Source organism: Rhodobacteraceae bacterium LMO-JJ12 (genome assembly GCA_021555075.1).
Taxonomy (GTDB): Bacteria; Pseudomonadota; Alphaproteobacteria; order Rhodobacterales; family Rhodobacteraceae; genus JAKGBX01.
On sequence record JAKGBX010000006.1, the window covers coordinates 25,668 to 35,699 of the forward strand.

Annotated in this window: 9 protein-coding genes; 3 read left to right on the plus strand and 6 right to left on the minus strand. The window is 61.3% G+C overall.

The window, feature by feature from the left end:
* Positions 1 to 4: 4 nt before the first annotated feature.
* A complete protein-coding gene (locus tag LZG00_20860; protein ID MCF3596442.1) occupies positions 5 to 1,093 on the minus strand; it encodes a hypothetical protein in 1,089 nt (362 codons plus the stop codon).
* 257 nt (positions 1,094 to 1,350) lie between these two features.
* Between LZG00_20860 and LZG00_20865 the strand changes: the two genes are divergently transcribed.
* The 3 genes from LZG00_20865 to rfbB all read left to right on the plus strand — a co-directional run bounded on the left by LZG00_20865 (position 1,351) and on the right by rfbB (position 4,060).
* Positions 1,351 to 2,373, plus strand: a complete 1,023-nt coding sequence (locus LZG00_20865; protein ID MCF3596443.1) for a glycosyltransferase family 10 — start codon at positions 1,351 to 1,353, stop codon at positions 2,371 to 2,373.
* A gap of 88 nt (positions 2,374 to 2,461) precedes the next feature.
* Positions 2,462 to 3,016 (plus strand): dTDP-4-dehydrorhamnose 3,5-epimerase, encoded by a 555-nt coding sequence (gene rfbC / locus LZG00_20870; protein ID MCF3596444.1) that lies wholly within the window; start codon positions 2,462 to 2,464, stop codon positions 3,014 to 3,016.
* A gap of 3 nt (positions 3,017 to 3,019) precedes the next feature.
* Entirely contained in the window at positions 3,020 to 4,060 is a 1,041-nt protein-coding gene (gene rfbB, locus LZG00_20875; GenBank protein ID MCF3596445.1) for a dTDP-glucose 4,6-dehydratase, read from the plus strand.
* Between the two features lie 71 nt (positions 4,061 to 4,131).
* On the opposite strand, the gene LZG00_20880 is transcribed toward rfbB, so the two are convergent.
* The 5 genes from LZG00_20880 to LZG00_20900 form a co-directional block, all read right to left on the minus strand.
* The gene (locus LZG00_20880) at positions 4,132 to 7,227 is read right to left on the minus strand and encodes an FG-GAP-like repeat-containing protein (GenBank protein MCF3596446.1); all 3,096 of its coding nucleotides are present in this window, start codon (positions 7,225 to 7,227) and stop codon (positions 4,132 to 4,134) included.
* A gap of 38 nt (positions 7,228 to 7,265) precedes the next feature.
* Positions 7,266 to 7,967 carry a sulfotransferase family protein gene (locus LZG00_20885; protein MCF3596447.1) on the minus strand — a complete coding sequence of 234 codons (702 nt, stop codon included), beginning with the start codon at positions 7,965 to 7,967 and terminating at the stop codon, positions 7,266 to 7,268.
* Positions 7,954 to 8,613, minus strand: coding sequence for a hypothetical protein (locus LZG00_20890; protein ID MCF3596448.1), 660 nt, complete (start codon positions 8,611 to 8,613; stop codon positions 7,954 to 7,956). The genes LZG00_20885 and LZG00_20890 overlap by 14 nt, the downstream gene beginning before the upstream one ends.
* An 8-nt stretch (positions 8,614 to 8,621) precedes the next feature.
* On the minus strand, positions 8,622 to 9,533 hold the full coding sequence (locus LZG00_20895) for a DUF1698 domain-containing protein (protein ID MCF3596449.1): 912 nt from the start codon (positions 9,531 to 9,533) through the stop codon (positions 8,622 to 8,624).
* A gap of 297 nt (positions 9,534 to 9,830) precedes the next feature.
* Positions 9,831 to 10,032, minus strand: a 202-nt coding sequence (locus tag LZG00_20900; protein ID MCF3596450.1) for a hypothetical protein, incomplete at its 5' end; no start/stop codon positions are given.

A 10,032-nucleotide genomic window follows, 5' to 3' on the forward strand; every position in this document is an offset into this window, starting at 1 on the left:
GCCTTCATCGTTTGAACAGGGATTTCAGCTTACCCAGCCGCGCCACCATCCGGTATGTGCGCGACGACAGCACCGTCTGTAACTGCGCTTCGGTGTACGAAAGCTGCTCTCTCAGTTGGTTTTTCACAGCCGCCTGGCGGTTCTTTTCAGCAGTCATTTCCAGTACCCGCGCATGGGCCGTGGCGGTCTTCCTGCGCTGGCTTTGCACGGTGTCTTCCATCTTGCGCAGATCCGCATGCCGGGCCTGCGCGTCATCTTGCGCCTGCTGCACCTGCTGCATCAACGTGCTCTGCCGGGCCTGTGCCTCGGCGGTCTGCTGTTGCAGCCGGGCCTGTGTTTGCGACATCTGTTCCTGCAATTGATCAATCTGGCCGTCTTTCGCGTCCACCTGCTGTTGCAGGGCGCGCATCTCGGCGGTCAGATTGTCAGACTTGCGGCGCAAAAACCGCTCGGCCTCTTCAAACCGGGCGTTGCTGTCGGCCATCTGCGATCGCAGCGCCTCGGCCTCGGCCTGAAGCTTCTGATAGGTGTGAAAGGCATCATCGGCCCCGATCCCGGCCTGCGGCGCACCATTGGACAGGTCTATGGCGCTGGCCTGCATCTCGGCCACAAGCTTGCGCGTTTCGGGCGCCTGCATGCGGATATAATCCGCCAGCACACCCAGCATCGGATCAGGCGGCGCAGGCCGCAGCAGGGCAAGCCCCTTGCCCGTGGCCTGCTCAAAACCGTGCTGCGTGGTGAAAACATCCGGATAGGCGGTGATCATGGCGCGCTCGATCAGCAACGTGCGGCGCCGGAACTGGCGCACCATCGCCATCAGCCCAAGCGCGTCCGCCTGCCAGGCCGCCAGCGCCTGTGACAGGCTCTCATACTGCGCCATCCGGCGGTTCAGAAAATCCAGCGGGGTTTCAAACAGGACCAGCGCCTTCAGCCCGGGCGTTTGGCGCAACAAGACCTGCGCGACCTCCAGAGAGACACCGCTCTGCAGGCGATCATCCGCAAGCAGAGCCTGACACACCGCATCATGCGCCTGATCCAGAGTGTTCGGACAGGTCAGAATCAGCGGCTCAAGCTCGCCAGTCGTGACAGACATCAAGGGCACCCCATCGTGTAAAACTGTTATTGCCGCTCACGTTTCGTGGTGCCCAATCTGTGTTCCGGCAATCGTTTTATCGGTAATCTGAGCAGCAGATCCTGATAACTGCATACCTTTTGGATGCCGGGGTTGTCTAGCGCACGCCGGCTTCAAAAAGCCGGGGCAGGTTGCTAGAACCTTTCGGAATGAACTTCGCTCACGCGTTTGTCTTGAAACGCTTTAATTACGCTCAAGCGATCGCATAGAGGATTGCCATGATTTCGGTTCACCCCTTCGGCCGCTATTCGCATCGCCAGCCCCTGGCCTATGCCCCCCTGCAGGTGGCCTGCGCCGGCAATATCGCCCTGAGTGATGATTTCGCCGCCGCCGATATTGTTCTGGTGTCCCACAACAAGGATCTGCTGGAAGGCGGCGCGCAGCTGCAACAGAGGCTCAAGCCGCATCAGCGTCTGGTCATGCTCTCCGAAGAACCGCTGTGGGATACCGTCTGGTTCAACGATCCGCTCACCCGGGTGCAGAGCCATGACACGCAAAACGGGCCGCTGACGCTGACCGTGCTCAACCACCACACCAGCGGGATCTATGACTTTGACCGCATCCCCTATTTCCTGCTGACCGAGTGGAGCTTCTTCGTGCGCTATTCCACGTGGTTTGCCCGCAATGCACAGCGCAGCATTGCCGACTGGCGCCACCGCTGGGAGCATCCCGAACATGATGTGGCCTTTCTGGCCGAGCTGCGCCAGGACGAGATTTTCGATATCCGCCATGATGCCCATGATCTCTATGGCCTGGGGGCGCATCGCACTCGGATTGCGCTGAGTTGCAATGGCCCGCGGGTGCTGCGCTCCGGGGCGGGCTGGAACACATTGCCGCCGCGTCAGGATCTGGACGACTGGCACATGCAGAAATTCCTTGATCTCGACGGCAAGTGCCGCCTGATGTCGGCCATCGAGAACACCCACCAGAACGCCTATGTGACCGAGAAGATATTCGATGCCTTCGCCATTGGCGCCATCCCGCTTTATATCGCCGGAGCGCAGCATCGGGTGCATGACCTGGTGCCTAATGAGGCATTTGTGAACCTGGTCGGCCTCTCGCCACAAGAGGCGGCGGCAAGGATCATGGCGTTCAAACTGACACCCGAGCGGCTTGAGGCCTTTGTCGAGACCCAGGCGCGATTTGCCGCGCTGTTCTCGGACCCCGAGCCATGGCAGGCCGAGCTTGACCGCGTCGCGGCGGCACTGGTTGTTGAATTCGGCCGGGTTTTGGAACAGTAAGACCCGACGGGTTTTAACCCCAAGGAACAGAACGCGCCGACAGGGCCGGTGCGCGATGATCCGGGTCAGCGGCTTTTGAGGACAGGCAATGAAGATTGAAGAGACCATTCTGCCGGGGGTTCTGGTTCTGACACCGGACCGGTTCGGCGATCATCGCGGCTGGTTCAGCGAAAGCTGGAATCGCACCCGGATGCAAAAGGCCGGGCTGGATTATGACTTCGTGCAGGACAATCATTCGCTTTCCGCCCAGGCCGGAACGCTGCGCGGGCTGCATTTTCAGATCCCCCCGCATGAACAGGTCAAGCTGGTGCGTTGCGGGCGCGGCGCGCTCTATGATGTGGCGGTGGATATCCGCAAGGGGTCGCCGACATATGGCCAATGGGTGGGCGAGGTTCTGACCCCCGACAATGGCCGCCAGTTGCTGATCCCTGACGGCTTCGCCCATGGGTTTGTCACCCTGAGCGCGCAAAGCGAGGTGATCTACAAGGTGGCGGGCGCCTATGAAAAGGCCGCCGAAGGCGCCATCCGCTGGGACAGCTGCGCCATCCGCTGGCCCTGGGCCTATGATGTCGAGTTGAAAGAGGCTGATGCCACGGCACCTACCCTGGCCGAATTCGACAGCCCGTTCGTGTGGAAAGGCTGAGCCATGAAGCTTCTGGTTACCGGCGGGGCAGGGTTCATCGGGTCGGCCGTGGTGCGTCTGGCGATTGCGCGCGGCCATGAGGTCATCAATCTGGATGCGCTGACCTATGCCGCCTGTCTGGAAAATGTCGCCTCGGTGGCCGACAGCCCGCTTTACAGCTTCGAGCAGGCCGATATCCGCGACCCCGACACGCTGGCGCGCATCTTTGCCGCCCATGCGCCCGAAGCGGTTCTGCATCTGGCCGCGGAATCCCATGTCGACCGTTCGATCGACGGGCCGGGCGCCTTCATCGAAACCAACATCACCGGCACCTACAATCTGTTGCAGGCGGCGCGCAGCCATTGGGAGACCCGGGGGCGCCCTGAAAGTTTCCGCTTTCATCACGTCTCGACCGATGAGGTCTTTGGCAGCCTCGGCGCCACCGGCGCGTTCACCGAAGACACCGCCTATGATCCGCGCTCGCCCTATTCCGCCTCCAAGGCCGCCAGCGACCACCTGGTGCGCGCCTGGCACGAAACCTACGGCCTGCCGGTGCTGCTGACCAATTGCTCCAACAATTACGGCCCCTTCCATTTCCCCGAAAAGCTGGTGCCGGTGGTGATCCTGAACGCGCTGGCGGGCAAACCCCTGCCGATCTATGGCAATGGTGCCAATGTGCGCGACTGGCTTTATGTCGAAGACCATGCCGATGCGCTGCTCTGTGTCCTGCAAGGCGGGCAGGTCGGGCGCAGCTATAATATCGGCGGCGAGAGCGAGCGCACGAATCTCGACCTGGTGCGCATGATCTGCGCCATTCTGGATGAAAAACGCCCCGGTGCGCGCCCCTACGGCGATCTCATCACCTTTGTCGCCGACCGCCCCGGCCATGATGCCCGCTATGCCATCGATCCCACCCGAATTCGCGACGAACTGGGCTGGCGGCCCTCTGTCACGCTGCAAGAGGGGCTGGAAAGAACCGTTCAGTGGTATCTCGACAATGAGGTCTGGTGGCGTGCCTTGCAGGCGCGCGAGGGTGTGGGCCAGCGCCTGGGTGTTTCACCCTGAAGCGTTTCCCGCCCCCGGCCCGCACGGGTCGGATATTTCAGGCCCGTTTATTTCAGACCCGTTGAAACGGCTCAGTGACGTGTGACCTGGTAGAGCGCGCCTGCCGCCAGCGGGCCGGTGATCCCGGTTGTTGCCCCATCAGGCCAGCGGATGGTGACCGCCTCGGCCTGCGGCGCACCGCCAAGGCCAAACACCGCGCCCGGCGCATCAAACGACATGAAACCGCCGCCAAGCTGAAGCTCGCGGCTCAGGCTCGTGCCATCCTCCAGGCTCAGGCTGATCTGCGCCCCGATGGCGTCACGGTTGGCGCGCGCATCACTCAGACGTATCGCCAGGCGCGTGCCCTGCGCCCCGTTGGTGAACAGCACCAGCGGCCCGTTGACCGGGTGGCTCACCATGTCCGCATCGCCATCGCCATCAACATCAAAGGCGGTGGCCGAGGCGGTCATCAGATAATCCTCCAGCCCTGCGGGCCCCGAGCGTTCGTGAAACTGCCCCTGGCCATCGTTTTCGAAATAGAGGTTGGAGGGGCTGACCTCATTGGGCACCCAGGTGCCATTGACGATATAGACATCCAGATCGCCATCCAGATCGAAATCTTCCAGCTTGGTGTCCCAGCTCCAACCGCCGACATCAAGCCCGCGATTCTCGGCGCTGTCGTCATAGGCACTCTCGCGCCATTCCAGCAGCACGTTGGAGCGCAGGATCTGGGGATGAGACAGCGCGATTTCTTCCGCCGTGGGCTGACGGGTAGGGGCGAAATGCAACCGGCAATAGGCCTGCGCAATATCCTGCCCCTTGGGGATCAGCTCGCAGAGCTTGGGGTCGCGTTTCTGGATCGCCAGATCCTTGACCAGCATGGCGCGGCATTCCTCACGGTTGCGCCCCGTCAGCTCCAGACATCTGGCGGCATAGGTCGGATCAAAGCTGTTGCCCGACTTGTACCAGCGCTTGATTGCCATGTTGGCCTCACAGGTGGCGCGCGCCGTCTCGTCCTCGATTGCGCTGCAATAGAGATCGAGATCCTGCATCTTCAGCGTCTCGCTGACACCCGAAGAGCGCCCGGCGATCTGCGCCATGTAGATGTCGGGGCGCGCCGCCCCGGTGAGATCACCGGTCTTGATCGCCATGGTGGTGGTGGTGGTCTGCGGGATCAGCCCGGAGTCATGTGCGATCATGCTCAGCCCGCCGGCCCCGTCGCCGAGATAGAAATAATCGGGGACGTCGAAATCATTGCCCACGATCAGATCGGCATGCGCATCGCCATTGATGTCGGACCACAGGATCGACAGCGTCTCGCCCGGAATACCCGGCAGGTCGGTGGTGCGAAACTGGCTCTGGCCGTCCTTGCGCCCGTCATTCCACAGGATGCGGTTGCGGCTTTCCTCTCCCGGAATGCGCCGATACCAGCCCGCCGCCCAGTTGCCCACGGCAATATCGAGATACCCGTTGCCATCGGCATCGGCCAGGCTCAGCGCCATGGCCAGCGGCGCATCCTCCCGGTTGGGCAGGCGCTGCGGCGCCTCGGGGCCAAAGACCCCCTCCACATTGCGCCACAGCCACAGCCCGTCAAGATAGGTCGCAATCACCAGATCGGGCCAGCCGTCATTGTCCATATCGGCCAGCGCCGCGTTGAACACCGGTTTATCGGCAAACGGTCCCGCCTCACCGGTGCGCGTGAAGTTCCCGGCGCCGTCATTGGCATAGAAATAGAGCCCCTTTTCGGTCGAGGCGATGACCAGATCCATATCGCCGTCGCGGTCAAAATCGCCGCTGCTCAGGCTGCGCCCCTCCCAGAACGGCGGCCACATGTCGCGAAACGAAAACTCCAGCGGCTTGTCGATACCTGCATTGATCGCTTCGGTGCGGCTGAAAAGCTGCGCCCCCGGCGGTGAGGGCGGGGTCAGCGGCACCGCCGTAACGGTGATGTTTTCGGCATCCTCCCCGGTCACCGCCCAGTGATCGGCCTCCGCCGCCATGGCAGCGCCCCAGCCGGGGCCCTGTTGCGGCAGCGATCCCTGCAACAGCATCTCGAGCGCGCGATCGCTCTGCCAGCGGTGATAGGTCTCGGCCACTCCCCCGGCCAACATGCCCAGCACCGCCACCGAAGCGGCCAGCATCCAGGCCGCCCGCGGCCCCACCGATGTGGCGACGATGAAATAGGAATAGATGCTGAACGCGCCCAGGGTGAACAACAGCGCCATCACATAGCCATGGCTCAGCCCCAGCCCCAGCAGCGTCGCCGTCACCACCACGTCAAACGCGATGGGCACCGGCAAAAACACCCCGACAAGCGCAATCACCACCAGCGCCAGCACCGAAAACGGCAAGGTCAGGATCATGTCCTGGGGCAGCAATGTCGCCATCAGCGCGCCCAGCAGCCCCGCCAGCAGCATCAGCGGCACGGTCAGCTTGATGATGTACCACAGGTTTTTCAGATAGGTGGTGAACACGCCGATGATGGCCTGCAAAGCCGGTTCCGGGCCGGTGGCCGGGCTCATATCCGCCCCCGGCCATATCGGCCCGGCGGGCACATCACGCGCATCCACCAGTATCTCGCGCATCGGCAGAACCCGACAGATCAGCGGCACCACAACCAGGATCACCAGCAGGCTGAAGCCGATCTTGAGCCCCACCATATAGGCCGGCAAAAGCGAAAACAGCATGGTCAGCACCACCGGGTTGAGCGTCGGTGAGGCGATCATCGCCGAAAGCGTGGTTTCGGCGCGCAGCCCGGCCGAATACATCCCCTTGGCAATCGGCGCGGCACAATTGACGCAGACACCCAGCGGCGTGCCGATGATCAGCCCCAGCAGCGAATTGGCAAAACCGCCCGCAAAGCTGCGCCGTTGCAGATAGCTGGCTGCGGTCAGGAAGGCGGCGGCGAACAGCACGCCGAACGTCATGCCCTTCTTGTTGGTGTTGACCCAGTTCAGCGTCGACCAGAACACCCGTTCGAAAAAGCCCGCCCCGTCGGGGACTGCGAACTTGGCCTCGAAACTCAGACTGTCCTCAAGCTGGATCGCCCCCGCCATCATCGCCTTCTCATCAAGCGCGGGATAGCGCGAGCCGGTCCAGAACAGATAGGCCAGAATTACCACGATCAGGGCAGCAAGGAAAAACCGTTTGCGATGCGCCGGAGCGAGAACATCAGAAAAATACGTCATAATGGGATCATTTCAATGAATATAAGAAACTGGCACCACTATGACTCAGTGCCAAGGCCCGTGTAAAGTTCGCCCGGTGCCGTGGGGCGAATATAGGCATAGACCGCGTGCTCCACGGGCCAACGCTCGCGAAACCAGTCGCGCATATCCTGCCATTCGCTATTGTCGCGCGACGCCGTGTTCAGCCGCGGAATCGACAGCGCATCCGTGGGCTTGCCCAATTTCCGGCCGATCCGGCGCATGCTGTCTTCCAACACCTCCTGGCATCCGATATCGATGAAGAATTCCTCAATGATATCGCGATAATTCCCGGCGCTCACCGGGCGGGGAAAATGCGCCAGCATATTGAGAGGCTGCTCCTGGATGAATTGTCTCAGAGAGCTCCGCTGCACCATCTGGTGTTGCGGATGACCGGGGGTTTTGCGGATATAGAAATACGCCGAAACATGCATCTCCAACGGGTCCCGCAGGATCGTGGTGAACTGGCGGACCTGCGGATAATACTGATCCACCCCAAACCCGCGTGCGCGATTGAAATGCCCGTAAATCAGCGGCCCCATCCCGTCGACAGACAGGGCGGCAAGATCGCGCCTTGGCGGCATCTTTTGTTCGGCGGCATTGAAGTAATGCCCATAGCTGCGCCCCTCGAACCATTGAAACATGACTTCGCGCAGCGAAGAGCCCGCGGTTTTGGGAACATGAATATGGATGAGCGGTTGCGTCGGATCAAAACTCTGCATCTTCAAAGCCCCTTGCAAGCCCCAGGCTGTCCTTGAAGGCCTCGTATATCTTGTCGCGCTGCGGGGCGGACACGGCCTCTGGTGTCACCAGCCGGTTTTGCGAATATTCCGATTTGGCGCGAGTCCTGAGCGAAAATCCTTCAACCCCCAGCCTGCGCAACAGGGCAGGCAGCTGGGTTTCAAGCTTGTCATAATCCAGAATGGCATCCACCAGGCAGACCCGCTTGCCGTCCTGCACTTCAGAGTATTTGTCGATGTCCTGCGGAAAAGCCCCCGCCTGACAATATTGATCCCAGCCGTGCTGATAGCGGCCCTCCGGGTTGTGCAGGGGCGAATTTCGCAACATGTGAAAGTGGCTGATACATTTCGCGACCGGCTCGCGCTCGACACAGAACTTGAACATTCCGTCAAAGACCTCGGCACCGATCCCGGCCCGGATCAACCCGGCGGTCATGTGGTTGTAAAACGCATCACTGCCGTCGGGTGCCTGATAGTTGCGGGCATGATGCCCCGCAATCGGCGGCAGGATCGGGGTGACGATATCCTTTGGCCCCATATGCTGGCTCAGGTCCACCTCGATGCTGGTCCCTGCCGTTTTGGTGGTCTTGATGAAGATGAAGTTATGCCTGAACGAGATGATGGCCATGATACGGTTTACGTGATGTCCGGGATGGCCAGCCCGGCCCGGGTGATGTCGCGATACCCGGTGCGCACGCCATGGCCATAGACCCGGTTGCTGACCGGCGACCAGAACACCCGGATCTCGTCAAACCCGGCTTCCAGAAGCCATTCCCCCAGACAGACCGCCGAGGGCCAGAACCAGGCCCAGCCGCCGCGGCTCATATCATTCTCGTTGCTGCTGCCGAAATGCTTCTGATTGCCTTTGAACAGGCACATTGGCCCGTCATGTTGAATGCCGGCACTTTCGACCAGGATATCGCCGCCATCGCGCAGCCGGTTGAACAGATGGCGCAGGGCCAGCACCGGATCGGACAGATGATAGATCACACCCGGAATATAGACGCTGTCAAACTGGCTGTCCTCCTGCATCTGATAGAGCGAGGTCGGCAGACAGGTCACATCCTCGAACCCATAGACATCACGCGCCAGCTTCTGCGCGGTCGTGGCGTATTTGCGCACCTCTTCCAGGGCCAGGATACGCCCGGCTCCCAGCATTTTGAGCGTCAGCGTCGTCCCGCCCGTCCAACAGCCGACATCCAGCACCGCCTTGCCATTGAAATGCGTGTCGGGCAGCCCGAAAGCTTCGATGAATTCGGCCGCCAGCGCAATGTGCCGGTTCTGCATGCGCCCGGGAATGACCATGTCATCGTCGAAACGATGGTTGTGGCCCCAATGAAACTTGATCGACAGGTCGCGCTGGCGATCCGGGCTCTGATAGCCTTCGCTCTCCCAGTCGGTTGTGCCGATCTGCGCAGTCAGCGCCTCGGCGATCCGGCGCTGGTCGGGGCCGGTCAGGCGGTAGGCTGTGTCATATGCCTGCTGCAACACCGCTTGGCGCGCGGTGACACGGGTTTGATAATCTGTCGGGAGGGTCAGTAGGGCCATGGGCTGCAATATATTCTTGTATATGAGGTCGGGGAGCCGGTTCGGCAGGGTGGGAATGGATCATGAATAATCTATCATGCCCGGGGCGCAAGCCCGTGGTGGCGCCAACAAGACGGGATCGGGCATGAAAAAAGGGCAGCGGCCATGAGATCCGCTGCCCTGATCTTCTTTCCCGAATCCTCAAGCATTTCTGTCTGACCCTGAGACAGGGTTAAATGGAAACGCCGCGCAACACATCCATGTCGTGGGCGTTTCGGGGCAACCTCGCACGCAAAGTCCATCCCGAAACGCTTTGGCTCACTTCGTCGAAAGAGTCTTCTCAAGCAGGTCCAGCCGGGCCTGAAGCTCGGGAATGGCCCGTGTCTGCTCTTCCAGTTGGGCGATATAGATGTGGGCTTTTTCCAGCTCGTTGAGCATGCCGCCAATCTTGTCCGAAAGGTTCATCGGGCCGCTCTCGGCTGTCGGGCCGACATTGGGCAGATGACGGTTGGCGAACATC